The sequence below is a fragment of the Pseudoduganella aquatica genome (genome assembly GCF_020865585.1).
Classification (GTDB): Bacteria; Pseudomonadota; Gammaproteobacteria; order Burkholderiales; family Burkholderiaceae_D; genus Rugamonas; species Rugamonas aquatica_A.
Genome location: NZ_CP086370.1, coordinates 601114 through 626067 on the forward strand (window position 1 = coordinate 601114; position 24954 = coordinate 626067).

At 67.9% G+C, this 24954-nt stretch carries 17 protein-coding genes; 8 read left to right on the forward strand and 9 right to left on the reverse strand.

The window, feature by feature from the left end:
• Nucleotides 1–60 precede the first annotated feature (60 nt).
• Both KT882_RS02685 and KT882_RS02690 read left to right on the forward strand, forming a co-directional pair.
• On the forward strand, nt 61–1365 hold the full coding sequence (locus KT882_RS02685; RefSeq protein ID WP_228894307.1) for a sugar MFS transporter: 1305 nt from the start codon (nt 61–63) through the stop codon (nt 1363–1365).
• A gap of 65 nt (nt 1366–1430) precedes the next feature.
• Nucleotides 1431–2492, forward strand: a complete 1062-nt coding sequence (locus KT882_RS02690; RefSeq protein WP_228894308.1) for a hypothetical protein — start codon at nt 1431–1433, stop codon at nt 2490–2492.
• A gap of 4 nt (nt 2493–2496) precedes the next feature.
• On the opposite strand, the gene KT882_RS02695 is transcribed toward KT882_RS02690, so the two are convergent.
• The 5 genes from KT882_RS02695 to KT882_RS02715 are packed head-to-tail and all read right to left on the reverse strand — an operon-like array spanning nt 2497 to nt 11534.
• Nucleotides 2497–3774 carry a DUF2264 domain-containing protein gene (locus tag KT882_RS02695; protein WP_228894312.1) on the reverse strand — a complete coding sequence of 426 codons (1278 nt, stop codon included), beginning with the start codon at nt 3772–3774 and terminating at the stop codon, nt 2497–2499.
• Between the two features lie 8 nt (nt 3775–3782).
• Nucleotides 3783–6143 (reverse strand): beta-galactosidase, encoded by a 2361-nt coding sequence (locus KT882_RS02700; RefSeq protein ID WP_228894313.1) that lies wholly within the window; start codon nt 6141–6143, stop codon nt 3783–3785.
• 3 nt (nt 6144–6146) lie between these two features.
• On the reverse strand, nt 6147–7322 hold the full coding sequence (locus KT882_RS02705; protein ID WP_228894315.1) for a glycoside hydrolase family 88/105 protein: 1176 nt from the start codon (nt 7320–7322) through the stop codon (nt 6147–6149).
• A 26-nt stretch (nt 7323–7348) separates the two neighbouring features.
• On the reverse strand, nt 7349–8686 hold the full coding sequence (locus KT882_RS02710; RefSeq protein WP_228894317.1) for a BNR repeat-containing protein: 1338 nt from the start codon (nt 8684–8686) through the stop codon (nt 7349–7351).
• A 13-nt stretch (nt 8687–8699) separates the two neighbouring features.
• Nucleotides 8700–11534 (reverse strand): TonB-dependent receptor, encoded by a 2835-nt coding sequence (locus tag KT882_RS02715; RefSeq protein WP_161074400.1) that lies wholly within the window; start codon nt 11532–11534, stop codon nt 8700–8702.
• Nucleotides 11535–11762: 228 nt separating this feature from the next.
• Here KT882_RS02715 and KT882_RS02720 point away from each other — a divergent pair, with 228 nt between their 5' ends.
• The 3 genes from KT882_RS02720 to KT882_RS02730 are packed head-to-tail and all read left to right on the forward strand — an operon-like array spanning nt 11763 to nt 15868.
• Nucleotides 11763–12779: a LacI family DNA-binding transcriptional regulator gene (locus KT882_RS02720; protein ID WP_161074399.1), complete on the forward strand. Its 1017-nt coding sequence runs from the start codon at nt 11763–11765 to the stop codon at nt 12777–12779.
• Nucleotides 12779–14128, forward strand: a complete 1350-nt coding sequence (locus KT882_RS02725; protein ID WP_228894320.1) for an MFS transporter — start codon at nt 12779–12781, stop codon at nt 14126–14128. The genes KT882_RS02720 and KT882_RS02725 overlap by 1 nt, the downstream gene beginning before the upstream one ends.
• Nucleotides 14129–14164: 36 nt before the next feature.
• On the forward strand, nt 14165–15868 hold the full coding sequence (locus KT882_RS02730; protein WP_161074397.1) for a sensor domain-containing diguanylate cyclase: 1704 nt from the start codon (nt 14165–14167) through the stop codon (nt 15866–15868).
• Between the two features lie 10 nt (nt 15869–15878).
• Here KT882_RS02730 and KT882_RS02735 read toward each other — a convergent pair whose 3' ends face one another.
• The 3 genes from KT882_RS02735 to KT882_RS02745 form a co-directional block, all read right to left on the reverse strand.
• A complete protein-coding gene (locus KT882_RS02735) occupies nt 15879–16859 on the reverse strand; it encodes a fatty acid desaturase family protein (RefSeq protein ID WP_161074396.1) in 981 nt (326 codons plus the stop codon).
• A gap of 14 nt (nt 16860–16873) precedes the next feature.
• Nucleotides 16874–17488, reverse strand: coding sequence for a TetR/AcrR family transcriptional regulator (locus tag KT882_RS02740; protein WP_161074395.1), 615 nt, complete (start codon nt 17486–17488; stop codon nt 16874–16876).
• A gap of 105 nt (nt 17489–17593) precedes the next feature.
• Nucleotides 17594–19213: a glucosyltransferase domain-containing protein gene (locus KT882_RS02745; RefSeq protein ID WP_161074394.1), complete on the reverse strand. Its 1620-nt coding sequence runs from the start codon at nt 19211–19213 to the stop codon at nt 17594–17596.
• A gap of 149 nt (nt 19214–19362) precedes the next feature.
• Here KT882_RS02745 and KT882_RS02750 point away from each other — a divergent pair, with 149 nt between their 5' ends.
• The 3 genes from KT882_RS02750 to KT882_RS02760 are packed head-to-tail and all read left to right on the forward strand — an operon-like array spanning nt 19363 to nt 23880.
• On the forward strand, nt 19363–20499 hold the full coding sequence (locus KT882_RS02750; protein ID WP_228894322.1) for an acyl-CoA dehydrogenase family protein: 1137 nt from the start codon (nt 19363–19365) through the stop codon (nt 20497–20499).
• Between the two features lie 26 nt (nt 20500–20525).
• The gene (locus tag KT882_RS02755) at nt 20526–21731 is read left to right on the forward strand and encodes an acetyl-CoA C-acetyltransferase (RefSeq protein WP_228894324.1); all 1206 of its coding nucleotides are present in this window, start codon (nt 20526–20528) and stop codon (nt 21729–21731) included.
• A 10-nt stretch (nt 21732–21741) separates the two neighbouring features.
• Nucleotides 21742–23880, forward strand: a complete 2139-nt coding sequence (locus KT882_RS02760; RefSeq protein WP_228894325.1) for a 3-hydroxyacyl-CoA dehydrogenase NAD-binding domain-containing protein — start codon at nt 21742–21744, stop codon at nt 23878–23880.
• A gap of 60 nt (nt 23881–23940) precedes the next feature.
• On the opposite strand, the gene galE is transcribed toward KT882_RS02760, so the two are convergent.
• On the reverse strand, nt 23941–24939 hold the full coding sequence (gene galE, locus KT882_RS02765; RefSeq protein WP_228894327.1) for a UDP-glucose 4-epimerase GalE: 999 nt from the start codon (nt 24937–24939) through the stop codon (nt 23941–23943).
• Nucleotides 24940–24954 lie beyond the last annotated feature (15 nt).

Consider the following 24954-nt stretch of genomic DNA (forward strand, 5'->3'; position numbering starts at 1 on the left):
ATTGAATAGCAGAACCCTCTAGCATGGACGGCTCCAAAATAAGATTCCAGGGGACGTTCCGTGGCTGCGCCGATTGCTTCCGTTAGTACCAATTCCACCGGGCAAGCGCCCGCCACCGCCAGCTACAAGTCGGCCATGTCGCTGCTTGCCAGCCTGTTCTTCACCTGGGGCTTTATCACCGTCATCAACAACACGCTGCTGCCGCACCTGCGCAGCGTGTTCGAGCTGAACTACACGCAGACCACGCTGATCGAGTCGGTCTGGTTCATTGCCTACTTTGTCGCCTCCATCCCGGCCGCGCGCCTGATCGAGCGCGTCGGCTACAAGAAGTCGCTGGTGGTGGGCCTGTCCATCATGGCGCTGGGCGCGCTGATGATGATACCGGCCGCGCGCCTGCCGTCCTACATCGTCACGCTGGTGGCGCTGTTCGTCATCGCCTGCGGCATCACGCTGCTGCAAGTGGCGGCCAATCCCTACGTGGCCGTGGTGGGAACGCCGCAGACCGCGTCCTCGCGCCTGAACCTGGTGCAGGCCTTCAACTCGCTGGGCACCATGTTCGCGCCGCTGTTCGGCGGCTACCTGATCCTGGGCCGCTCCAACGCCGGTACGGCGGGCGCGGACCAGGTGCTGACCCAGGCCGAGCGCCTGGCGGACGCACAGGCGGTGCAGCTGCCTTACCTGATCGTGGCGGGCGTGCTGGTGGTGCTGGCCGTCATCATCGCGCGCTTCCCGCTGCCGGAAATGGGCGCGGCCACCAGCCGCGTGTCCAAGGCCGAGCGCGCCTCGCACTCGCTGTGGCGCCACCGCAACCTGGTGTTCGGCGTGCCGGCCATCTTCATCTACCTGATCGCCGAAATCGGCGTGGCCAATCTGTTCATCAACTTCGTCTCGCAGCCCGACATCGGCAATGTCAACCATGAGCAGGCGTCGCACTACCTGTTCCTGCTGTGGGGCGGCATGATGGTGGGCCGCTTCATCGGCAGCGTGCTGATGCGTTCCATTTCCGCCGAACACGTGCTGGCCGCCGCCAGCGTGGGCGCCTGCATCGTGATGCTGGTGGCCACCTTCAGCACCGGCCCGACCGCCATGTGGGCGTTGATTTCCGTGGGCCTGTTCCATTCCATTATGTTCCCCACCATCTTCACGCTGGGCATCAAAGGCCTGGGTCCGCTGACCGAGGAAGGCGCGGGCCTGCTGATCATGGCCATCGCCGGCGGCGCGCTGGTGGTGGTGCAGGGCTGGCTGGCCGACATCTACGGCCTGCAGACCTCTTTCCTGCTGACTGCGGCATGCGAACTGTACGTGCTGTTCTACGCGCTGTGGGGCGCGCGCGCCACCAACGCCTTCCCGGAAGCGGAACAGTAGGCAGCGGGGACGGTCCGGATTCGCTTCCGTTGTAAGATGGGCATGTCTGAATCAAATGGAATGCCATGAATCTGGATAAATTGTATTACGGTACGGCGGCCACGCTGGCTTTGGCGCTGGCGTCGGCCGGCGCCGCGGCCCAGGAATGGCCTCGGCTGGAAAATGGAAAAAACGTGGCCGAGTGCCAGGCTGCCCTGCAGCTGGCCAAGCTGGCGCATCAGTCCGGCAGCGTGCTGCCGTGGACGCATCCGGACGCGATCCCGGACGATTTCAGCAGCGACCTGGTGCTGGCCCCCAAGAGCACCAGCGTGACCGCCGGCGATGTGCTCGAATTCGATGCCGAAGTCTTCACCCAGGTGCCCTTGCCCGAATACAAGCCGCGCAGCATCTACTGGCAGACCGCGCCCGCCAACGGCAAGCGGCTGGTGGTGGAGGAAGTGCCTTTCGGCTGGCGCGGGGATATGCACAGGGTACGCGTGGTGGACCAGGCCATGAGCGTGAAGGACTACTTCGGCGCTTCGCTGGACGAGCGCAACGCCAGGCTGGGCGTACCCTTCAGCGACGGCTGGCGCGCGCCCTTTATCTTCAGCAACGAAAGCGGCGGCCTGTGGATGATGTATATCGCCGAGCCGGGCGGCTTCTCGGGCAACTGGAAGGTGTATCTGACCGCCTCGGGCCAACCCAAGCTGGCTTGCGAAGTCCAGTTCCGTCCTCAGGTGAAGCGCGCGGAGCAGTTGCTCCCGCCGGCGCTGCAAAAGCTGGCGGCGCTGCTCGACCGCACGCTGGGCAGCGGCAAGGACGACGGCCCCTGGCAGCCCACCGCGCGGGTGCGCGCCAGCGTGCAGCAGGCCTGGGCCAACGCCGTGCTGCGGCCCTGGGTGACGGAAACGCCTTACAACACCCGCACCGAGGTGGACGACAACTTGCTGGAATGGTCGCAGCAGGACAAGGCCAACAAGAAACTCTACGCGTCCATCCTGGCGCAATATGACGTGGCCGAGCGCGCGCTGGCGCAGCACTACGCGCGCCAGCTGCGCATGCCTGCGGAGGAAGCGTCGGCGACGGCCAGGACCATACTGGATATCGCCTTCCGCATGCACTTCATGATCAACAAGGAGACTTACTAGCCGCCTAGAAGCTCACGTGGTAGTCCTTGGGGAACTTCTTGCCGGCAAAGGCTTTCTTCTGTGTCCAGTCCTGCGCCGGCGCGGTCCAGTAGGAATCGCTTTCCGGCAGGCCTAGCGGCAGCAGCGTGGCGGAGGCGATGTACATGCTGCCGTTGTTGGAGTACCAGTCGCCCAGCTCCGGCTGGTGGCCGACGAAGCCTATGGTCAGGTAGCCGTCCTTGGTGAAGTTGCTGGGCTCGGTCCAGATGGCTTTGTGCGCCGCGTGCAGGGCGGCGCGCACCTGGCCTTCGGGCAGCGACGGCGGCAGCTGCTTGCGCCAGGCCAGCAGGGCCAGCGGCTGGAAAGCGGCGGTGCGGTAGGTGAGCGAACGGCCTATGGGCGGGTAGCTGCCGTCGGTGCCGATAAAGCGTTCCAGGTGCTCGCTGTAGCGCTGCATGCGCTTCACGGCCTGGGCCTGCAGCTCCTCCGGCTTGCCGTTCCAGAACGGTCCCTTGAACTTGGCCAGCACGTCCAGGATTTCCACCAGCATCGGGTACATCACGTAGGAATTGTAGTAGTCGAAGTGGAAGGCTTCGCCGTCCTTGATCCAGCCGTCGCCCACATACCATTCGTTGATTTTTCGGATCGCCACGTTCATGCGCATGGGGTCGTATTCCTCGCCGATGGACATCAGCCAGGCTTCGTTCATGGCGGCGAACAGCATCCAGTTGATGTAGGGCGGTTCGATGCGCCGCAGCCCCTTGATGGCGGCGATGATGCGCTGCTTGGTGGTGCTGTCGAGCGGCTCCCACAGCGTCTTGGGCGCGCGCATCAGGGCGTTGGTGTAGTAGGCGGAGTCCACCAGGATCTGGCCGGGGCCTTTCCACAGCAGGCAGTCCGGGCTGGCCGGATCGACCGAGTGGACGTAGCTTTGCAGCGCCATCTGCTGCATGCGCTGGCGGTAGCGGCCTTCCGGCGTGGCGTCGGCAGGCAGGGCCAGCCAGGGTGCAATGCCGGCGATAAGGCGGCCATAGCATTCCAGGTAGGCCACGGCCGTATCGCGGCCGTCCCAGGTGGGGCTCAGTTCCAGCGCGAATTTTTTGTGAAGCTGGCCCTGGGACATGGGGCCGAGCACCGGGTCCGACATTTTTTGCAGCAGGCCCAGCAGGTAGGCGCGGTCGCTGCCGGCGGCCGCGCTGGCTGGGGCCGCAGCGGCCGCGTTGCCGCTGGCGCCCATCAGGCCGGTCATTGCCGAGCCGGCGGTGCCGGCCGCCAGCGTGCGCATGAAGTTGCGTCGTTCCATGGTTTCTCCTAGTTGCCCGTGACGAGCTGGTCGCCGATATAGATGCGGTATTGCTTGATGCGCCCGGTGACTTCGGCCGTGCCCTGGCGCGGCACATAGCGCAGGCCCGCCACGTCCACCGTCTTGCCCAGGTCGATCACGATGCGGTGCGGATGCGGAGTGCTGGCCGCCGCGCCGGTGTAGGCCGTGTGCCAGTAGTCGGTGTTCTGGCCGTTGATGGCGTTGAGCGCCGAGCCGTCCTCCTTGCGCGCCTCCTCGCTGCTGGCGTAGGCGATGGTCCAGCTCGACTGGTTGAGCGGCTTGCCCGCCTTGTCCAGCAGGGCGATCTCGGCCACGGCGGCGTAGCTCTTGCCGTCGAAGGCGCTCAGCGATTCCAGGCAGAACTGGCGGCCGCTGGCGGGCGCGGCGAACATCACCTGCTGCGTGGCGGAGCCGGGCGCGAACTCGGCCGCATGCACCGGCGCGGCGCCGTCCAGCTGCAGCCTGGCGGTGCTGGGCGGGCGGGCCAGGTCCAGCTCGGGGCGCAGCTGGTCCAGCACCGGCACGGCCAGTCCGGCGATGCGCGCGCTGCGCGGGCCGGTCAGGTCCAGCACCACCACTTCGTTGCGGCCGCGCTTGATCCACGGGCCGGGCAGATACATGGTCTGCGTCGGCCCTATGCTCCAGTAGCGGCCCAGGCAGCGGCCGTTGATCCACACCACGCCCTGGCCCCAGCCGGCCATGTCGAGAAAGGTGTCGCCGGTCTTGTCCACGCTGAAGCTGCCGCGCCAGAAGGCCGGGCCTTGCGCGCGGCTGCGCTTCCATGCCAGCGGCGGCAGCACGCCGTCCGCGTCGAAGTCGATGGCGCGGATGGTCCAGTTTTCCACTGCCTGAGCTTCACCCTCCTGCGGCGTGAACGTGACCGGACCGTGCAGGCCCTTGCGGTCGTGGATCTCCACGCCGAAGTTCACGCGCGCTATCGTGTACAGCAGGATGTCGACCGTGACCGGCTTGCCGCGCGCAGGCAGCGCCACCTTGAAGCGGCGGTGGCGCGTGTCCATGGTGCCCAGCTGCTTGCCGTCCACGAAGACCCAGGCCAGGTCGCGCACCTTGGCCGCCGCCAGCACGCCGGCCGGTCCTGCGGGCAGGGTGGCGCGGTAGGCCACCAGGCCACGGCTGATGTCGTACTGCTCGATAGGCTTGGGCGACACGTCGCTGATGGCGCGCGCGGGCAGGTTGGCCATCACGGCGGCGCTTTCCTGCAGTGCGAAGGCGGGGATGGTGATGACGGGCATGCGCGCCGGCGCGTCCGGCAGCGTTTCGCCGGCCGGCAGCAGCGGCGTGATGCCGTCGCGGTAGGCCGTGAACTTGTCGCCGGTCCAGCCGGCTTCGCCTATGGGCGCGTCGTAGTCGTAGCTGCTGGTGTCCGGGCGGAAGGGACGGTCGCAGCCGCCCCACAGGCCGAAGGTGGTGCCGCCGTGCGCCATGTAGAGGCTGAAGGAGCCGTTGGCCTTGAGCATGGCCTGGATGTCGGCCACGGCCTTGTCGGCCGAGCCGCGCCGGTGCGGCGCGCCCCAGGTGTCGAACCAGCCGGAATAGTATTCGCCGCACATGAGCGGGCCGCGCTGCACCTGGGCCAGCGTCTTGAAGCCGGTGGCCGGATCGCTGCCGAAATTGGCCACCGAGAACAGCTCGGGGATATGCGACTTCGCCACCGCGTTGGTGGGGTTGCACTGGAACAGCGGCACGTCGAAGCGCGCGTCCAGCAGCGCCTGGCGCATCACGCGCAGGTAGTCCAGGTCTTCGCCGAAGAATCCGTATTCGTTCTCCACCTGCACCATGAGGATGGGGCCGCCCTGCGTGATCTGCATGGGCGCCAGCGCGCGGCCCACCTCGCGCAGCCAGCGCCGCGCCGGCTGCACAAAGGCGTCGCTGCGGGTGCGCAGGAAGGCGTCGCCGGGCTGTTTCAGCAGCCACCACGGCAGGCCGCCCATTTCCCATTCGGCGCAGGCGTAGGGGCCGGGGCGCAGTATCACCCACAGGCCTTCCTGCTGCGCCAGGCGGCAGAATTCGGCCGCGTCGCGCTGGCCGCTCCAGTCGTACTTGCCCTCGCGCCATTCATGGTAGTTCCAGAACAGGTAGGCGCACACGGTGTTCAGGCCCATGGCCTTGATGGCTTGCAGGCGGTGGCGCCAGTACTCGCGCGGCACGCGGGCAAAGTGCATTTCGCCGCAGCGGATCTGCAGCGGTTTGCCGTCGAGCAGGAAGTCGTCCGGGCCGATGGCGAAGCGCGCGGCGGCCTGGGCGCTGGAAGAAAAAGGCAGCAGCGTGGTGGCTGCTGCAACCGCCGCCCCTTGCAGGTGGCGGCGGCGAGAGAACTGTAGTGTCATGGATTAGCTCAAAGTTTGCTTGTCGAGGAAGCGCGCCAGTTCGGCGGCGGCCAGCAGGAAGGCGCCCACGCCGAAGGAGGCGGTGGCGTTCTGGTCCACCACCTGGCCCGGAATGGCGCGCTCGCCGATGGGCTGCACGTAGCCCAGCTTGCCGTCCGGCTGCAGCGCGGTGCGGCTCAAATAGGTCCAGGCGCGCTTGACCACCGGCGCGTACTCCGCCTGGCTCAGCAGGCCCTGGTTCATGCCCCACAGGTAGGCATAGGTGAAGAAGGCGGTGCCGCTGGTTTCCGGGCCGGGCGCGTGCGCCGGGTCGAGCAGGCTGCGGGTCCAGTAGCCTTGCTCCTGCTGCGCCGGTTTCAGGGCCTGGGCCATGCGCTGGAAGCGCGCCACCAGCAGCGGGCGGGAGGGGTGGTCCTGCGGAATGTAGGGCAGGGTCTTGGCCAGCGCGGCGAACACCCAGCCGTCGCCGCGCGCCCAGAAGTCCTTGCCGCCGTTGCTGCTCTTGTGCTTGGGGTAGATGTATTTGGCGTCGCGGTAGTACAGGCCGGCTTCCTGGTCATACATTAGCTGGTCGGCGAACAGGAAGTAGTCGTGCAGCTTGTCCAGGTAGCGCCGCTCGCCGGTTACCTTGTAGAGCTTGGCCATGGCCGGCATCACCATGTACAGGCCGTCCGCCCACCACCAGTAATCGTTGTTGGGCGTGCCGGTCTGGTATTCCAGCACTTCGCGCGCGCGGGCGATCTTGCGCGGGTCTTTGGCCGGGTCCAGGTTGTACAGGTCGATATAGGTCTGGAAGCAGACCTGCCAGTCGCCGAACAGCACGTGCTCGCTGGTTTCGCCGTAGGTGTATTTCCACGCGGCCTTCACGTCCGAGCGGGCCGAACTCCATTGGTTGTGCTCGGCCCAGGCGGTGGAGTATTGGCGGTAGCGCTCCTCGCCGGTGAGGTAGTAGGCCTCCATATTGCCGGTGTGGTAGGCGGCCACGTCCCAGAACGACCACAGCGCGGGGCTGTTGTTGCGCTGCCAGTAGTCGTTTGCCAGGCGCAGCGCGGCCAGCACGTCGGCTTTTTTTACTGCGCCGGCGGGGGCAGGCGCAGCCACGCCGCCCAGCGTGCAGCCCGCGGAAAGGGCCGCCACGCTGGCCAGCGCCGCTTTCAAACAAAGTCGTCTTCTCATCATGTCGTGATCCTTGCGTGGATGGGGAGTCAGAAGTTCGGTGTCCATTGCAGCACGCGCACGGTGGAGGGGGCGGCCTGGGCCACGCCTTCGCCGTCGACTTGCTGCACGGTTTGCAAAAACAGGTTCAGTTCGCCGCTGCGCTGCCACAGCTCGGTGTCGAAGCTGGGTTCCCAGGCGCCCACAGTGGCGCTGTCGAGGTCGAGCACGTTCCAGTGCGCCCGGCCGAAGTCGCTGATGCGCACGGCCGACACTTTGCTGCCGCGCTCGGCGTCGCGGAAGATCAGCAGGCCGGACGGCTTGCCGTGCTGGATGTTGACCATGATCTGCGGCCGCGCAATCGGGATGGCCTTGGTGCCCATGCCGCTCAGCGAGAAGGGCTGCTTGCGGAAGTCCAGGGCCAGTTGCTTCCATGCGCCGCCGTCCAGGTAGAGCACGCGGTATTGCGGCGCGGGCGAGGCCGCGTCGCGCCAGTAGCTGGCGATGTAGGGATTGCCGTCCTTGTCGGCCGACATCGAGGTTTGGTTGATCAGCTCGCTGTTTTGCGGGATGCGTGCCGCATACTCGGCGGTGGCTACCGTAATCGGCAGCGTGTAGCGCTCGCCGGTCGACTTTTCCCAGGTCGCGCCGCCGTCGCGCGAGCGGGCGTAGGCCATGTCGTGGTTGCTGGCCACGTCCGGCGATTCGCGCCAGACCCAGGACAGGTGCAGCGTGCCCCGGTGGTCCAGGAAGGCCTGGGTGTAGGCGCTGCGCCGGCCCTCGCCGCTGATGAGTTTGCTGTGCAGCCGGGTCCAGCCGGAACCGGAGACTGCGGCCGGGTCGTAGCGGTTCATCACCAGGTCGCCGCGCCCGGAGCCGCCGTCGCGGTACAGGAACAGCAGCTTGCCGTCCGGCTGGCGGTAGAACTCGGGGTAGGAGACGGAGTTTTCCTGCTGCCCCGTCATGGCCGTGGTGTCGCCCAGCGTCAGCGCGCCGGGGGCGGTGGAGCGCGCGTAGCGCAGCGGCTGGTTGTGCAGGTCCCAGGCCAGGTGCAGAAAGCCGGCGCCGTCCACCATGAGGCTGATGCTGTTGTGGGCGTCGCGCACCCGGCCCTGGTACTGGGTGCGCTGCAGCTGCCACTGTTCGCTGCCCAGCTGGCGCTTGCCCAGCACCAGCCAGGCTTCCTGGTCGTAGAAGGCGATGTACTGCGTGCCGCCATGCGTGACCAGGGAGTTTTTGCGGAACACGACCGCATTGACCGAGTTGCCTGCCCAGCCAGGCGCGACGTCGACAATGCGCACCGGGCTGTCACCGCCGGCGCGCGCGGGCGCGGTGAGGACGGCAAAGGCGGCAAAGGCGGCGGCGGCAAGGCGGGTGGTCAGGGTCATTGCTTGCTTTCCTTTACAGTTTGCCGCGTATGCCGAACTTGATGGTGCGGCCGTCGTACTTGGCGTAGTCCATGCGGGTCTTCTTGCCGCTGCCGAACTGGCCGGAGGCGTCTTCGAAGTAGTCGTAGCTCAGCGTGTTGGACAGGTTCATCGCATCAATGCGCAGTTCCAGCATGTCATTGATCTTGTAGCTGATGTTGCCGTCCAGGTAGCCGCGCGCTGCGCGCCAGCGTATCAGGTCGTCGCCCAGGTTGCGAGGGTTGTCGCCGTGCAGGGAGCGGCCCTTGTAGTTGTAGGACAGGCGCACCGCCAGCGGGCCGTTTTCATAATAGGCCGTGGTGCTGTAGGCGTACTTCGGCACCGAGTTCACCTCGATCTCCTTGCCCGCGTTGGTGATCCACTTGGCGCTGTTGAAGGGATTGATGTGGGTATAGCTGGCCAGCGCGCCGAAGCCCTTGAACGGTTCCGGCAGGAAGCTGAAGGCCTGCTGGTAGGCCAGCTCGTAGCCTTTCAGCGTCTGCTGGCCGGCGTTGGTGTAGCTGCGCAAGGTCATCGGCAGGTTGGGGTCGACCTTGCCTTGCGCGTTCTGGAAGATGGCGCCCAGCGCCGTGTCCGGCAGGCCAAGCGCGCCGAAGGTGGTGTTGCTGGTGTTGGCCACGGTGGCGTCGGTCAGGTCCTTCTTGAAGTAGGCGGCAGACAGCAGGCTGCCCGGCTGGAAGTACCACTCCAGGCTGGTGTCCAGGTTCTTCGACTGCTGCGGACGCAGGTTGGGATTGCCGGCCGTGGCCGAGTTGTCGAAGGGATTCGGGATCACGGTCTGCGCGGCGATGATGGACAGCGAGGCGCGGCTGATGGTCTTGCCCCAGGACGCGCGCCACATCAGGTTGTCGCTCACGTCGAAGGCGGCGCTGAAGGCGGGCAGCAGGTTGTGGTAGGAGCCGGACTCGGTGTTGGGTGCGTACACCAGGCTGGCGCCTTGCTGCTTGTAGTTGTCGATATCGGTCTCGGTGCGCGAGTAGCGCAGGCCGGCGTTGAAGCGCAGGTCGTGCTCGAACACCTTGCCGCTGAAGTCGGACTGCACGAAGCCGGTGGTGACTTTCTCGCCCGCCGTGAAGCTCTGCGCCGGGGTGAAGGTGGACTCGGCGTTGTTGACCAGCGGATTGAAGGTGGAATAGGCGTAGTCGCGCGTGAACGTGCCCCAGGCGTGCGGCCAGCCGGCGCCCATGTCCAGGTTGCCGATCGGCAGCTGCGTGGTCATGCCGCTGCGGATGCCGGCCGTGCCCAGCTGGTTCATGGTGGCCTTGGCCAGCGCGGTGCCGTTGCGCTTGTTGATGCCCTTGGTGGTGTCCACATAGCTCACGCCGGCTTTCAGGTGGCCCTTCCATTCGCCGGGCAGCTGGTAGTCCCAGTCGGCGATCAGGCGGCCCTGCTTGGCCTTGTCGGTTTCGCGGGTCCAGCCGGTGCCGATGTCGAAGCCCTGGTAGTTGTTCAGGTCGGTGTAGCTGGAGGTCGACGACAGCGAGGGGTAGACGTGGTCCGAGCCGTAGTCGATGGTGGAGGTGACGCCGAAGATCTGGCCGGACAGGGTGTCCTGGTAGCTCAGGGCCTTGCTGTCGTTGCTGCTCAGCTGGCCGCTCAGCACCAGGGTGTCGCTGGCGGCCCAGCGCCCGTTCAGCGAGACATAGCCGAACTTGGTTTCGTCCTGGCTGTAGGTGACGCCGCTGCTGTAGGAGGTGTTGCCGAAGGTGCCGGTCAACAGATTGGACTCGGGATCGATCTTCACGTTCATCGGCACGAAGCCGTTGTGGCCGGCCTGGCCGGCGGGCGCGGCGGGGTTGGTGGTCTTGCTGTTGCGTACCAGTAGGCCGAAGTACATCTCGTCGCGCGTGTTTTTCAGTTTCGAGTACAGCGTGTCCAGGCTCAGGTTCAGGCCGCCGCTCTTGTATTGCAGCGAGGACACCAGGCCGTCGCGCGTGCGGTCGTTGGCCGAGCCGTAGAAGCGGTAGATGCGCGGCAGCAGCGCGTTGTCGACCTGGGCGCGGGTGTAGGCGCCCAGGTTGGCGCGCGGATCGTCATAGTCCAGCGTGACGGCGAAGTTGCCCTTGACCGGGCTCTGGCTGCCGCGCGCCGAGCTGTTGTAGCCGCCGGTGGCTTCGAAGCCGGAGCGGTTGTTCACGCTGGAGCCGTGCGAGCCGCCGATCAGGAAGCCGAACTCGTTCCAGGTGTTGGAGTACAGCGCGAAGCCGCTCGGGTCGGCGTGCTTGGAGGTGGTGTTGTAGGACTCGGACAGCGCATAGCGCACGGTGCGCTTGGGATTGTCGAAGGGGCGCGGCGTCTGCAGGTCGACGATGCCGCCCAGGCCGCCTTCGGTCAGCTCGGCCAGCGGCGATTTGTAGAAGTCCACGCGGCCGAACAGCTCGGAGGCGAACACGTCGTAGTTGAAGCCGCGCGCGGCCGAGCCGATGGTGCTGGTGGAGGTGGTGTTGACCGGCGCGCCGTTCAGCGTGGTGACCGAATACTCGGTGGGCAGGCCGCGGATGGAAATGCGCTGGCCTTCGGCCGAGCTTTCGTCGCGGTTCAGTATCACGCCCGGCACGCGCTGCAGCGATTCGGCCACATTGGCCTCGGGGAATTTGCCGATGTCCTCCGCCACGATGGAATCGCGCACGCCGATGGCCTGCATCTTCAGGTTCAGCGCTTTTTGCAGGCTGGAACGGAAACCGGTGATCACCACGGTGTTTTCCGGCGCGGCCGCTGCCGATGCCGCGGCTTCCTGCGCCAGGGCGGACCCGCCGTAAGCGGCGGCCAGGGCGGCCGGCAGCAGGGTGGCCAATATTGTTTTCTTCATGTGCTCCTCCAAGTGAACGACATTCAATCCATCTCCCCAGTACCTTTGATATTGTTGTCAGTACCGTATGGTCACGTTACCACCCTATCCGGAACGGCATGCCATGCGCATTGCTCATCTTTTTGAGCAATCTTTTAAGCCGTTGATTTTTATGACGAATTGATTATTGGAAGGACGGCGGTGGATGTGGTATCGTGACCACATTGCATATCAGCGGTGGAAACAAGCATGGGCAAAGCCAGCAAACTGAGTGAAGTGGCCAAGATCGCCGGCGTGTCGCCGATCACGGCCTCGCGCGCGATCCGGGGCAACGGCTATGTGTCCGAGGCGGCGCGCGAGCGCGTGCTGGCGGCGGCGGCCCAGCTCAACTACACGCCCGACATGCTGGCGCGCCGCATGCGCGGCGACAAGAGCAAGCTGATCGGCGTGTTCGTCAACAATTACGGCTCGCTGGTGGTGCACGAGATCGCCAAGGCCATCAGCCAGGAAGCGCGCAACATCGGCTACGACATCCTGATCTTCAACGCCGAGCGTTTCGACGGCCCCGGCCGCGCGCCCACCTGCGACATGCTGAGCAAGCTGTGCGACGGGCTGGTGCTGCTGCTGCCCAACGGCGAGGACGGCTACCTGGAGGTGATCGAGCGGCAGCGCATCCCGGCCGTGTTCTTCAGCTTCGACGCGCGCGACGTGAGCGTGCCCGTGGTGGCGGTGGAGAACCGCGAGGCGGCGCGCGCCGCCGTCGAGCACCTGATCGGCCTGGGCCACCGGCGCATCGCCTTTATCGGCGGCTCGCGCGCCACCGGCCAGAGCGGGCAGCGCCAGAAGGGCTATGCCGACGCGCTGGCCGCCGCCGGCCTGCCGGTGCTGCCGGAGCTGATGGTGGAAGGCCGCTTCGTGCAGGCCGGCGGCTACGCGGCCACCGAGCAGCTGCTGGCGCTGGAGCAGCTGCCCACCGCCATCTTCGCCGCCAACGACGAAATGGCCTTCGGCGCCATCGACGCCATCCACAGCCGGGGGCTGGAAGTGCCGGCCCAGATCTCGGTCATCGGCTTCGACGACATCCCCACCGCCAGCGGCGTGTTCCCCACCTTGAGCACCATGCGCCAGCCGCTGGCCCAGATGGCGGCCTGCGCGGTGGACGAGCTGGTGGCGATGATAGACGGCGCGCCCGTGGCTTCCAAGAAGCTGGCCTTCCCGATGGAGCTGGTGGTGCGCAATTCCACCGGCCCGGCCCCGGCGGCCTGATGTCCGCCGACGGCGCCGCGCTGTCCAGTGGCAGGGCTTCCGCCGCCTTGCCGCTGACCGCCGCCGGCCTGTTCGCCATCGGCTGCTGGTTGATGCTGGGCGACCTGGGCATCGCCATGCGCGAGCGCGTGGCCTTGCCCAGCGGCCTGGAGCTGCTGCGCCGCAACGCCGCCTCGGACACCACCACCTCGTTGCTGCTGGCCACCATTCCGGCCGTGCTGAGCGTGCTGCTGGTGCCCTTTATCGGCTACCACTCGGACCGCTTCCGCAGCGCCTGGGGCCGGCGCCGTCCCTTCCTGCTGGCGATCGCGCCGATAGGCTGCGCGGCCATGCTGGGCCTGGCGCTCTCGCCCGTGCTGGGCGCCTGGACCGACGCCGCGCTGGGCGCCGCCTCGCCCGGCGCGCGGGTGTGCAACCTGGGCTGGTTCTGCCTGTTCTGGACCGTGTTCGAATGCGCCGCCATCAGCGCCGCCTCGCTGTTTACCGGCCTGGTCAACGACGTGGTGCCGCAGGGGCTGCTGGGGCGCTTCTTCGCCGGCTTCCGCATCGTCGGGCTCAGCCTGGGCATCGTCTACAACACCTGGGTGTTCGCGCTGACCGACCACTACCTGGCCGAGATCCTGGCCGCCATCGGCGTGGTGTTCGCGCTGGCCATCCTGGTCATGTGCGCCACCGTCAAGGAAGTGTGCCCGCCGGGCCAGGCGGCGCCGCCTCCGGGCGGGCCGCGCGGCCGCTGCACGCTGCTCGTGCCGCGCGCCCATATCCTGGAATGCTTTAGCTACCGGCCCTATCTTTGGATGGTGGCGGCCTTCATATTCGCCTGCGTCACCTTCAGCCCCTTCAACACCTTCTGCCAGTACTACGCGCAGATGATGGGCATCTCCAAGGCCGCGCTGGGCGGCATGACGGCCTACGGCTACGCCTTCTCCATCGCCTCCGCCTTCGGCGTGGGCTGGCTGGCGGACCGCTACGGCGCGGTGCGCGTGTCGGCCGTGTTCATGGGCCTGTACTGCGCCGCCGCCGCGCTGGGCTACCTGGCCGTGCGCGGCGCAGACAGCTTCCGCGTGTTCTACATGGCGCATATCATTATTTCCGGCGCCTATTTTACGGCGGCCTCGTCCATGCCGATGGCGCTGTTTCCGCGCGCCCGCTTCGTGCAGTACAACTCCACCAAGGATTTGATGGTGGTGTTCGGCAATATCCTGGTCAGCAGCGCGCAAGGCCCGATCCTGGACCTGTCCGGCCACGACTACCGCCTCACCTTGCTGAGCGGCGCCATTTTCGCGCTGCTGGCCATTATTTGCCTGCTGCTGCTGAGGCGCTGGCCAGCAGAGGCTTGCAAGGTGTAAGCTGTCGGGCACGTTTATCGGAATAAGGACGCAGGCATGCCCGAGCCAAGCAAGATGGCGCCGCCCCGTTTGGCCACCCTGGTTACCCTGGGCACGGCCGCCATTGTGGCGGCGACCGTGTTGCTGCTGCTGGGGCTGATCAACCACTACGCCATCCGCTATGCCGGCAAGGAAGCCGGGCTGCGGCTGCAGCAGCTGTCCTGGCAGATGCGCGATTCGCTCGACCGCGTGGTGGCCCAGGCCGCCGGCGACGTGCAGCAGCTGTCCGAACTGCAGCAGGTGCGCGAGGCGCGCGCGCCGGCCGAGGTGCGCGCGGCGCTCGACAGCCTGCAGAAGACCTTCCCCGACTATGCCTGGATAGGCATGGCCGACAACGGCGGCGTGGTGTACGCCGCCACCGGCGGCATGCTGGAGGGCGCCAACGTCAGCGCACGGCCCTGGTTCCAGAAGGGCAAGGCGGGCCTGCGCGCCGCCGACTACCACCCGGCCGTGCTGCTGGGCAAACTGCTGCCGCAGTCCGCCGATCCCTGGCGCTTTGTCGACGTGGCCGCGCCCGTCACGCAGGCCAACGGCGACGCGCGCGGCGTGCTGGGCGTGCACCTGAGCTGGGACTGGGCGCGCCGCCTGGCCCGCACCCTGATCACGCCGGCGCTGCGCGAGTACGGCGCGGAAATCATCGTGCTGCGCGACGACGGCACCGTGCTGCTCGGCCCGCAAGGCATGGAGGAGCAGAAGCTGGCCACCGCCAGCCTGGCGCTGGCGCTGGACGGCCAGACCGGCTTCCTGCAGGAGGTGTGGCCGGACGGGCGCCGCTACGTGACCGGCTACAGCCGCACCGGCCGCGCGCAGGATCTGGCTTCGCTGCAATGGGTGGTGCTGGTGCGCCAGCCGGAGCATGCCGCGATGGCGGACTGGCACAAGCTGGAGCGCCGCATTTTGTGGCTCAGCCTGGCGCTGGGCCTGGCGCTGGCGGGCACGGCGGCCTGGCTGGCGCGCCGCCTGGCGCGGCCCATGAATGCCTTGAGCGAACTGATGGAGGCGCGCGCGGCCGGCGCCGGCGGCACCGCCGCTGCCGACGTGCCGGTGCTGGACGGCTTCCGCGAGGCCGGCGTGCTGTCGCGCGCCATGCGCCACCTGCTGCAAGCCGAGGAGCAGCATCTGTCCGCGCTGCAGACCATGAACGAGGAACTGGAGGCCAAGGTGGCGGCGCGCACCGCCGAACTGGAGGCGATCGCCATGCGCGACATGCTGACCGGCCTGCCGAACCGGCGCGCGCTGATGGCGGCGCTGCAGGCCGCCCTCAACCGTTCCCGCCGCACCGGCAAGGCCTGCGCGGTGCTGTTCCTGGACCTGGACGGCTTCAAGGGCGTCAACGATACCCACGGCCACGACGAAGGCGACGAGCTGCTGCGCCAGGTCGGCGCGCGCATCCTGGCCTGCGTGCGCAAGACCGACATGGTGGCCCGCCTGGCCGGCGATGAATTCGTGGTGCTGCTTGAACTGCTGGCCTATCCGCCGGACGCGGAGGAAACGGCGGCCAAGATCATGCCGCTGCTGCGCGCGCCGTACACGCTGCGGACCACCGAGGTCGCGCTCAGCGCCAGCATCGGCGTGGCGCTGCACCAGCCGCACGACACGGAGACCCTGGAGGGCCTGCTGTCGCGCGCCGACCACGCCATGTACGGCGCCAAGCGGCAAGGCAAGAACTGCATCGCGCTGGCCCCGCCGGCCCAGCCTTAGCGCGCCCGGTTCAGGCGCCCGCGGCGCGGCCCGGTGTGGACACCAGGCGCAGCACGTCCAGGTAGCCGGGCGGCGCGTCCACCGCGCCGCGCGCGCGCAGCATGGCGTGCATGGCGGGCAGGCGGTGGTAGGGCACGGCCGGCATCAGGTGGTGCTCGATATGGAAGTTCACGCGCAGCGGCGCCACCGTGGCGCGCGCCAGCAGGCCGGCGCGGGTGGTGCGCGTGTTGCGCAGCATGTCGCTGCCGGGCGCGGTGCACGCGTGTTCGGCCATCGAGCGGATGCGCATGAACAGGCTGTAGGTGCTGAGGTAGGCGCCCAGCCAGGCCTGGTAGAGCCAGGCGTGGCCGGCGGCGGCCAGCAGGCCCAGCAGCAGGGCGTGGAAGGCCAGGTATTTCCAGCTGTTGCGGACGCCGTCGCGCGCATAGTCGCGCCAGCGGCGGCCTTGCCGCGGCAGCCATTGCACGTCGCTGGCCACGGTCCAGCGCAGCAGGCCCAGGTTCATCAGCAGCAGGCCGTATTCGCGCTTCAGGCCGGACACGCCGCTCAGGTCGCGCAGGAATTTGCGCGCCAGCGAGGCGCGCGTGGCGGGGAAGGGCGCGGACAGGCTGCGGTCCGGATCCTCCCCGGTGCCGGTCTTGCCGTGGTGGACCAGGTGGTGGCGCTTGTAGCGCTGGATATCCACGCCGACCGGGCTGCCGCACAGGTAGTCCGCCAGCACCTCGTTGAGCCAGCGGCGCTGGAACAGCGTGCCGTGCGCGGCGTCGTGCATCAGGATGGCCAGGCTGAGCTGGCGTCCGCCCAGCACCACCAGCACCGCCAGCCACATCAGCGGATGCGGCTGCCAGGCCAGCAGCGCGAAGCACAGCGCGATCACGCCCCAGGTGAACAGCACGGCGCGCGCGCCGGCCCAGTCGGAACGCGCGGTGAGCGCGGCGATGTCGTCGCGGCTGAACAGCTCGCTGAGTTTGCGGCGCGGGGCAGTGCTCATGGGGACTCCGTGGTTTAGTTGAAGGCGATGCGCATGATGGCGGCAGTGGCTTCCCTTTGCAGCTCGGCCAGTTCCTCATGCTTGGGGCGGGTGTCGGACAGGAAGATCATCAGCCCGATAATTTGCGACACGATCAGCGCGCCGCGGATCTCGGCCTGGGCCGGCGTGAGCTGGGGCGCAATGTCGCGGATCAGGTTGCGCGTGGTGCGGCGCGCGCGCGTGAGCATGCCGTCGAACATCTGCGCGGCATAAGGATGGCGGTTGGCCAGCGCGGCGATTTCGAAGAACAGGCCGCTGGAAATCTGGTCGCGCAAGTCGTCCAGGAAGTAATCGATGATGGACTGGAACACGGCCATGCCGGACTTGTCGCCTTGCTGCGACAGGCGTTCATCGACGGCGGCCTGGTAGCCGTTGAAAGTCTGGTTCAGCAGCGCTTCCAGCAGCACTTCGCGGCTGGGATAGTAGTGCTGCACATTGGACAGGCTGACGCCCACCCGCAGCGCCACGCTGCGCATGGACAGCGCCGCATAGCCCTCGGTGCCGAGGATCTCGTGGGCGGCCGACAGGATGGCGCTGGCCCGTTCCTGGCCCTTGGTGGTGGTGTTCGATTCCTTGCGTTGCATGGTCATGGCCGCTTGCGCTTTTCCTGGGTGGTTTTGCCTACCGGGAAATATAGGTCATATGACCTAGAAACGCAAGCGGCAGTTTGGAAGGACCGCGCCGCCCCTTAGCCTTCAGTGCGGAGGCGTGGCCGGGCCGCCATGGGCCGCGTCCGCCGACGGGCCAAGCTTGACCAGGTAGCGGTCGCCGTCGCGCACGACCGAGCCCGCGCGCGGCCACACCGGCATTTGCTCGAACTGCGCGGTGTTGGCGCCGCGCTGCTCCGGCGGCATGGCCTGGATGCCGGGATGGCCCATGATCTTCATGAAGGCGACCACACGCTGCAGATTGCCCTTGTCCCAGCCGAAGTGCGAGCCGGCGGTGGTGTTGGTGGGCGCCGTCGCATAAACGGTCTGGTGCGATTCCAGCAGATGGCCGTAGGTGTCGAGGATGATGGCGGGCGGCGTCTCGCCGGGAGGGGCGAGTTCGGCCAGGCGCGCGCCCAGCGCCAGCGCGGTGTGGCGTTCGGCCGCCTGGGCGATGGTGGCGGCGGCGGTGTACTGGGACGTCAGGTTGATGACCTGCAGCTGGTACAGCGCGAGCAGGAGGGCGCCGGCCGCCGCCAGCTGGGATTGCCGGGCGTGCAGCACCAGCAGGGCGGTGAGCCAGGCGATGTAGGGCAGGGCGACCACGGTGCGCATGGGCAGGTCCGGCGTGGCGGCGGCCAGGTGCAGCAGGAAGGGCGCGCCCAGCACCAGCACCAGCAGGGCGGCCAGCGGCAGGAGCTTGCGGCGCGCGGTGGCCAGCACGCAGGCGCAGGCCACCGCCAGCAAGGGGCCGGCCGCCCACAGCGTGGCGCCAAACACGGTGGCCGAGCCGGCATAGATTTTCAGCGCCGACATGAGCAGCGCGTGCGCCAGCCACAAGGGGGCGGTCAGGTTGTGCGGCTGGAAGAATTTTTCCACATACTTGCTGGAGCCGGTATCGAGCAGCGCCAGGGCGGTCTTGTTGATCAGCAGGTAGAGCACGCCGGCCACGCAGGCGCACAGCACGGTTTGCACCGCGCCCCGCAGCAGCGGCCGCAGCAGCTCCCGGCTGGCCAGTTCCGAGCGCTGGCAATGCACCAGGGCGACGCCGGCCATGGCGGTGACGAACAGGACCAGCAGCGACTGGTAGGCGCCGGCGGCAAAGGTCAGCAGCAAGGCAGCGCATGCCGTGCGGCGCCAGCCGGCCGGCGCGAAGATGCGCGGGGAGTGGTCGCACAGCACATGGACGGCCAGCGCCACGGCCAGCAGCCCCAGGCCGAGGGCCGGTACATTGGCGGCGAATTCGGAGATCAGCCACAGCACCGGCGAGGTGACGAAGGCCGGAAATGCGGCGTAAGTCTTCCACGAGACCGCGTAGCCGTGCGCCCGCACCAGCAGCATATGGCTGAGGGCGAGGCATAGCACCAGCAGCAAGTAGGGCGAAAACGGCACGGCCGGCTGCGGCACCAGCCAGGATTCGATGAGATAGATGGTGTAGCGGCCTTGCGCCAGCCAGACCCCGTGGTTGCTGCGCACGGCGGCCAGCTCGTCGTCGATGGACACCGACAGCGTGGACAGGAAATACAGGTTGGCAATCGCCCCGAGCACGAGCAGCACCAGCAGCTCCTTCCAGGTGAAGGCGCCGCCGCGCAGCCAGGCCGCCGCTGCCGGCCAGCGCTGGCTGGCAGCCAGCCCTTCCACGGAGCCCAAGCTCGGTTCTTCTCTCATCTTTGCCTCTTGAATTCAAAATTATCAATATATCATTTCCCTCCAGGCCTGCGAAGGCAGGCCGGGCCACGCCGGATTGCGCTTTTCCTGAAAACAGGTCAACATAGCTGAAAATATAGGTCATATGACCTAAAACAAAGGAGACGACAGTGATTCCCCGCACCCTGTTCACGGAAGAACACGAGATGCTGCGCCAGTCCGCGCGCCGCTTTATGGAAACCGAGGTGCTGCCCCACCACGAGCGCTGGGAGGAGCAGGGCTATGTGGACCGCGAAGTGTGGCGCAAGGCGGGCGCCGCCGGCTTCCTGTGCGCCAGCATGCCGGAGCAGTACGGCGGCGCCGGCGCGGACCAGCTCTACAGCGTGGTGCTGATCGAGGAGCAGGCGCGCGTCAACGCCACCGGCCTGGGCTTCGGCCTGCATTCGGAAATCGTGGCGCCCTACCTCCTGCACTACGGCAGCGAGCAGCTGAAGTCGCACTACCTGCCCAGGCTGGCCAGCGGCGAGATGGTGGGCGCCATCGCCATGACGGAGCCGGGCACCGGCTCCGACCTGCAGGGCGTGCAGAGCACGGCGATCCGCGACGGCGACCATTACATCCTGAACGGCTCCAAGACCTTTATCACCAACGGCTGGCATGCGGACGTGGTGATCGTGGTGGCCAAGACCGACCCGGCGGCCGGCGCGAAAGGCATCAGCCTGTTCGTGGTCGATACCGGCATGGCGGGCTTCTCGAAAGGCAAGCGCCTGAAGAAGGCCGGCATGAAGGCGCAGGACACCTCCGAACTGTTCTTCGACAATCTGCGCGTGCCGGCCGCCAGGCTGCTGGGCGAGGAGGGGCGCGGCTTCGCCTACCTGATGCAGGAGCTGCCGTGGGAGCGCCTGCAGATCGCCATCATGGCGGTGACGTCGGCCGAGGCGGGCCTGGACTGGACGCTGCAGTACACGCGCGAGCGCAAGGCCTTCAAGCGCGCGCTGGCCGAGTTCCAGACCGTGGCGCACACGCTGGCCGAGATCAAGACCGAGATCAGCTGCATGCGCGTGTTCGTGGACCGCTGCATCGAGCTGCTGCTGGAGAAGCAGCTGGACGCGGCCACCGCCTCCATGGCCAAGCTGGCCGCCACCGAGATGCAGTTCAAGGTGCTGGACCGCTGCGTGCAGCTGCACGGCGGCTACGGCTATATGTGGGAATACCCGATCACGCGCGCCTGGGCCGACGCCCGCGTGCAGCGCGTCTACGGCGGCACCAGCGAGATCATGAAAGAGCTGATCAGCCGCAGCCTGTAAGCAAGATACCAGCACTGGAGACCAGCATGGAAGCATACATCTACGACGCCGTGCGCACGCCGCGCGGCAAGGGCAAGAAGGACGGCTCGCTGCACGGCGTGACGCCGATACGGCTGGCCGAAACGGCGCTGCGCGCTATCGCGGCGCGCAACGCGCTCGACACCGCGCTGGTGGACGACGTGGTGCTGGGCTGCGTGGAGCCGGTGGGCGAGCAGGGCGCCTGCATAGGCCGCATCGCGGTGCTGGCGGCGGACTACGCGCAGAGCGTGGCGGGCGTGCAGATCAACCGCTTCTGCGCCTCCGGCCTGGAGGCGGTCAACATGGCCGCCGCGCAGGTGATGGCGGGCCAGTCCGACATGGCCATTGGCGGCGGCGTGGAAGCCATGTCGCGCGTGCCCATGGGCGCGAGCGGCTGGGCCTGGCCGGTGGACCCGCAAGTGGCGTTCAAGACCCACTTCGTGCCGCAGGGGATCTCGGCGGACGCCATCGCCACCCTGCACGGCTACAGCCGCGCCGACGCGGACGCCTACGCCGCCGAAAGCCAGCGCCGCGCCCACCACGCGCAGCAGCAGGGCTGGTTCAACGGCAGCGTGGTGCCGGTAGTGGACCGCAACGGCCTGACCATCCTGGCGCGCGACGAATTCATCAAGCCGGACACCACGGCCGCCACGCTGGCCGCGCTCAAGCCCGCCTTTGCCGACATGGGCGAGCAGTTCGGCTTCGACGCCGTGATCCGCAAGCGCTATCCGGAAATCGAACAGATGCAGCACATCCACCATGCGGGCAACAGTTCCGGCATCGTGGACGGCGCGGCGGCGGTGTTGATCGGCAGCCGCGCGGCGGGCGAGCGGGCGGGCCTGAAGCCGCGCGCGCGCATCCGTGCCTTCGCGTCCATCGGCTCAGAGCCGTCCATCATGCTCACCGGCCCGAGCTACGCGGCCGAGAAGGCGCTCAGGCGCGCCGGCATGACAGCGGCCGACATCGATCTGTGGGAACTGAACGAAGCCTTCGCCTCGGTGGTGCTGCGCTTTATGGACGTGCTGTCGGTGCCGCACGACAGGATCAATGTGAACGGCGGCGCCATCGCCATGGGCCACCCGCTGGGCGCGACCGGCGCCATGATACTGGGCACGCTGCTGGACGAAATGGAACGCCGCGGCGTGTCCACCGGCCTGGCCACGCTGTGCGTGGGCGCGGGCATGGGCACGGCCACCATTATTGAACGCATTTGAGGAGCTGCGCATGATAAGCGTAACTGTAGAGGCCAGCGGCATCGCGGTGCTGAGCTGGGACATGGCGGGCCGCAGCCAGAATGTGCTGAACGCCGAAAGCTGCCAGATGCTGTGCGACCTGATAGACGAGGCGGCGGCGGACGGCGCCGTGAAAGGCATATTGATGACGTCGGCCAAGCGGGACTTCATCGCCGGCGGCGACCTGGAATGGCTGAGCGCTACGGACGACGCGGCGGTGCTGTTCGAACGCGTGATGCGCTTGCACCGCGCGCTGCGCAAGCTGGAGAACTGCGGCAAGCCGGTGGCCATGGCCTTGCCCGGCTCGGCGCTGGGCGGCGGCCTGGAGCTGGCGCTGGCGGGCCACTACCGGGTGGCGGCGGACAATCCCAAGGCGCGCTTCGGCCTGCCGGAAGTGACGCTGGGCCTGCTGCCGGGCGGCGGCGGCACGCAGCGTTTGCCGCGTTTGATCGGCATCCAGAAGGCCTTGCCGCTGCTGCTGGAGGGCAAGCGCCTGAAGGCGGCGGACACGCTCAAGGCCGGCATCCTGCACGCCGTGGTGGCGCCGGGCGGCGAACAGGAGGCCGCGCGCGCCTGGCTGCACGACGCGATGCTGGCCGCGCCGTCCGAGCGCGTGCAGCAGCCGTGGGACGTGAAGGGCTACAAGGTGCCGGGCGGCGCGGTGGCGTCGCCGGCGGTGCAGCAGGCCATCATGGCGGCCAACGCCCTGGTGCACGCCAGGACCTGGGGCAATTACCCGGCGCCGCACAACATCCTGTCCTGCGTCTACGAGGGCCTGATCACCGATATCGACACCGGCCTGATGACGGAGGCGCGCTACTTTGTGCAGACGGTGCTGTCGCCGGAAGCGAAAGCCATGATACGCACCCTGTTCTTCAGCATGGGCGAGGCGAATAAACTGGCCGCGCGCCCGGCCGGCGTGCCGCAGCAGAAGTACACCAAGGTGGGCGTGCTGGGCGCGGGCATGATGGGCGCGGGCATTGCTTACAAGGCGGCGCAGGCGGGCTTGCAGGTGGTGCTGATCGACCGCGCGCAGGCCGATGCGGACAAGGGCAAGGCTTACTCGCAGGCGCTGCTGGAGAAGCAGGCGGCGCACGGGCAGGGCACGCCGGAGCAGGCCGCGGCGTTATTGGCGCGCATTACCCCCACCACGGATTACGCGCAGCTGGCGGGCTGCGATATCGTCATCGAAGCCGTGTTCGAGGACCGCGCGCTGAAAGCGGCCGTCAACGCGCGGGCGGAGGCGGTGCTGGGGGCGGACGCCATCTATGCGTCCAACACGTCCACCCTGCCGATCAGCGGACTGGCGGAGGCGAGCGCGCGGCCGGCGCAGTTTATCGGCCTGCATTTCTTCTCGCCGGTGGACAAGATGCCGCTGGTGGAAGTCATCGTCGGCAAGCAGACCAGCGCGGCCACCTTGGCCCGCTCGCTGGACCTGGTGCAGGCGCTGGGCATGACGCCCATCGTCGTCAACGACGCGCGCGGCTTCTACACCAGCCGCGTGTTTTCCACCTATGTGCTGGAAGGCCTGGCCATGCTGGCCGAGGGCGTGGCGCCGGCGCTGATCGACAACGCCGGCCTGCAGGCGGGCATGCCGGTGGGGCCGCTGGCGCTGACGGACGAGGTGTCGAGCGAGCTGATACACAAGATCGACCGCCAGACGCGGCTGGACCTGGGCGCGGCCTACCAGGGCCGTCCCGGCCACGCGGTGGCGGCGCGCATGGTGGAGCTGGGGCGCATCGGCAAGAAGGCGGGGCAGGGGTACTACGATTATCCGGAGGCGGGCAAGAAGCGCTTGTGGCCGGGGCTGGCCGAGCACTTCCCGCGCGCGGCCGCGCAGCCGGACCCGGCGCAGCTGGTGGAGCGCCTGATCGCGGTGCAGGCGGTGGAAGCCGTGCGCTGCATGGAGGAGGGCGTGCTGACCACCGCGCGCGACGCGGACGTGGGCGCGATACTGGGCTGGGGCTTCCCGGCTTTCCGGGGCGGTCCGCTGAGCGAGGTGGACAGGGACGGCGCGGCGGCCTTCCTGGCGCGCTGCGAACGGCTGGCCGCCAGCCACGGCGAGCGCTTTGCGCCGCCCGCGCTGCTGCGCGCCATGGCGCAGTCGGGCAAGACCTTTTACGGCGCTTGAGTCCAGCGGCCCCGCACGGCGGATTACGCTGGCTCGGCGCCCCCCGCTAATCCGCCCTGCTCACGAATCGGCGCTCTGGTAGCGCCAGGCGTCGCGGCACATCTGGTCGATGGCGCGCTCGGCTTTCCAGCCCAGCTCGCGCTCGGCGCGCGTGGGGTCGGCGTAGCACTGCGCCACGTCGCCCGCGCGGCGCGGGCCGATCTGGTAGGGCACGGGACGGCCGCTGGCGGCGGCGAAGGCCCGCACCATTTCCAGCACGCTGTAGCCGCGCCCGGTGCCCAGGTTGTAGGTCAGCAGGCCCGGCCCTTGCGCCAGCCGCGCCAGCGTGCGCACATGGCCCAGCGCCAGGTCGGTGACGTGGATGTAGTCGCGCACGCCGGTGCCGTCCGGAGTGGGATAGTCGTTGCCGTGCACCGCCAGCTGCGCGCGCTGCCCGGCCGCCACCTGCGCCACATAGGGCAGCAGATTGTTGGGGACGCCGTTCGGCGTTTCGCCTATCAGCCCGCTTTCGTGCGCGCCCACCGGGTTGAAATAGCGCAGCAGCGCCACCCGCCACTGCGGCTCGGCATGGCACAGGTCGCGCAGCATGTCTTCAATGATGAGCTTGCTGCGGCCGTAGGGATTGGTGGCCGACAGCGGGAAGTCCTCGGTGATGGGCACGCTGGCCGGGTCGCCGTAGACCGTGGCGGACGAGCTGAACACCAGCGTGCGCACGCCGGCCTCGGCCATGGTCTCGAACAGCACCAGGCTGCCGGCCACGTTGTTGTCGTAATACGCCAGCGGCTTGCCGACCGATTCGCCCACCGCCTTCAGGCCGGCGAAATGGATCACCGCGCCGATGGCGTGCTCGCGGAACACGGCGCGCAGCGCGGCGCGGTCGCGGATGTCGGCCTGCACCACGGGAAAGCTGCGCCCGGCGATGCGCTCGACGCGCTGCTGCACCGCCAGCTGCGCGTTGCTCAGGTTGTCGTAGACGACGATGTCGTGGCCTTCGGCCAGCAGTTCGACACAGGTGTGCGAGCCGATATAGCCGAGTCCGCCAGTAACCAGAATTTTCATAACATGCCCGGGATG

What these genes read in the sequence shown, in the direction of transcription:
- KT882_RS02690 (WP_228894308.1), top strand. Translation starts at nt 1,431, where the DNA reads ATGAATCTGGATAAATTGTATTACGGTACGGCGGCCACGCTGGCTTTG.
- KT882_RS02695 (WP_228894312.1), bottom strand. Translation starts at nt 3,774, where the DNA reads ATGGAACGACGCAACTTCATGCGCACGCTGGCGGCCGGCACCGCCGGC.
- KT882_RS02700 (WP_228894313.1), bottom strand. Translation starts at nt 6,143, where the DNA reads ATGACACTACAGTTCTCTCGCCGCCGCCACCTGCAAGGGGCGGCGGTT.
- KT882_RS02705 (WP_228894315.1), bottom strand. Translation starts at nt 7,322, where the DNA reads ATGATGAGAAGACGACTTTGTTTGAAAGCGGCGCTGGCCAGCGTGGCG.
- KT882_RS02710 (WP_228894317.1), bottom strand. Translation starts at nt 8,686, where the DNA reads ATGACCCTGACCACCCGCCTTGCCGCCGCCGCCTTTGCCGCCTTTGCC.
- KT882_RS02715 (WP_161074400.1), bottom strand. Translation starts at nt 11,534, where the DNA reads ATGAAGAAAACAATATTGGCCACCCTGCTGCCGGCCGCCCTGGCCGCC.
- KT882_RS02720 (WP_161074399.1), top strand. Translation starts at nt 11,763, where the DNA reads ATGGGCAAAGCCAGCAAACTGAGTGAAGTGGCCAAGATCGCCGGCGTG.
- KT882_RS02725 (WP_228894320.1), top strand. Translation starts at nt 12,779, where the DNA reads ATGTCCGCCGACGGCGCCGCGCTGTCCAGTGGCAGGGCTTCCGCCGCC.
- KT882_RS02730 (WP_161074397.1), top strand. Translation starts at nt 14,165, where the DNA reads ATGCCCGAGCCAAGCAAGATGGCGCCGCCCCGTTTGGCCACCCTGGTT.
- KT882_RS02735 (WP_161074396.1), bottom strand. Translation starts at nt 16,859, where the DNA reads ATGAGCACTGCCCCGCGCCGCAAACTCAGCGAGCTGTTCAGCCGCGAC.
- KT882_RS02740 (WP_161074395.1), bottom strand. Translation starts at nt 17,488, where the DNA reads ATGACCATGCAACGCAAGGAATCGAACACCACCACCAAGGGCCAGGAA.
- KT882_RS02745 (WP_161074394.1), bottom strand. Translation starts at nt 19,213, where the DNA reads ATGAGAGAAGAACCGAGCTTGGGCTCCGTGGAAGGGCTGGCTGCCAGC.
- KT882_RS02755 (WP_228894324.1), top strand. Translation starts at nt 20,526, where the DNA reads ATGGAAGCATACATCTACGACGCCGTGCGCACGCCGCGCGGCAAGGGC.
- KT882_RS02760 (WP_228894325.1), top strand. Translation starts at nt 21,742, where the DNA reads ATGATAAGCGTAACTGTAGAGGCCAGCGGCATCGCGGTGCTGAGCTGG.
- galE (WP_228894327.1), bottom strand. Translation starts at nt 24,939, where the DNA reads ATGAAAATTCTGGTTACTGGCGGACTCGGCTATATCGGCTCGCACACC.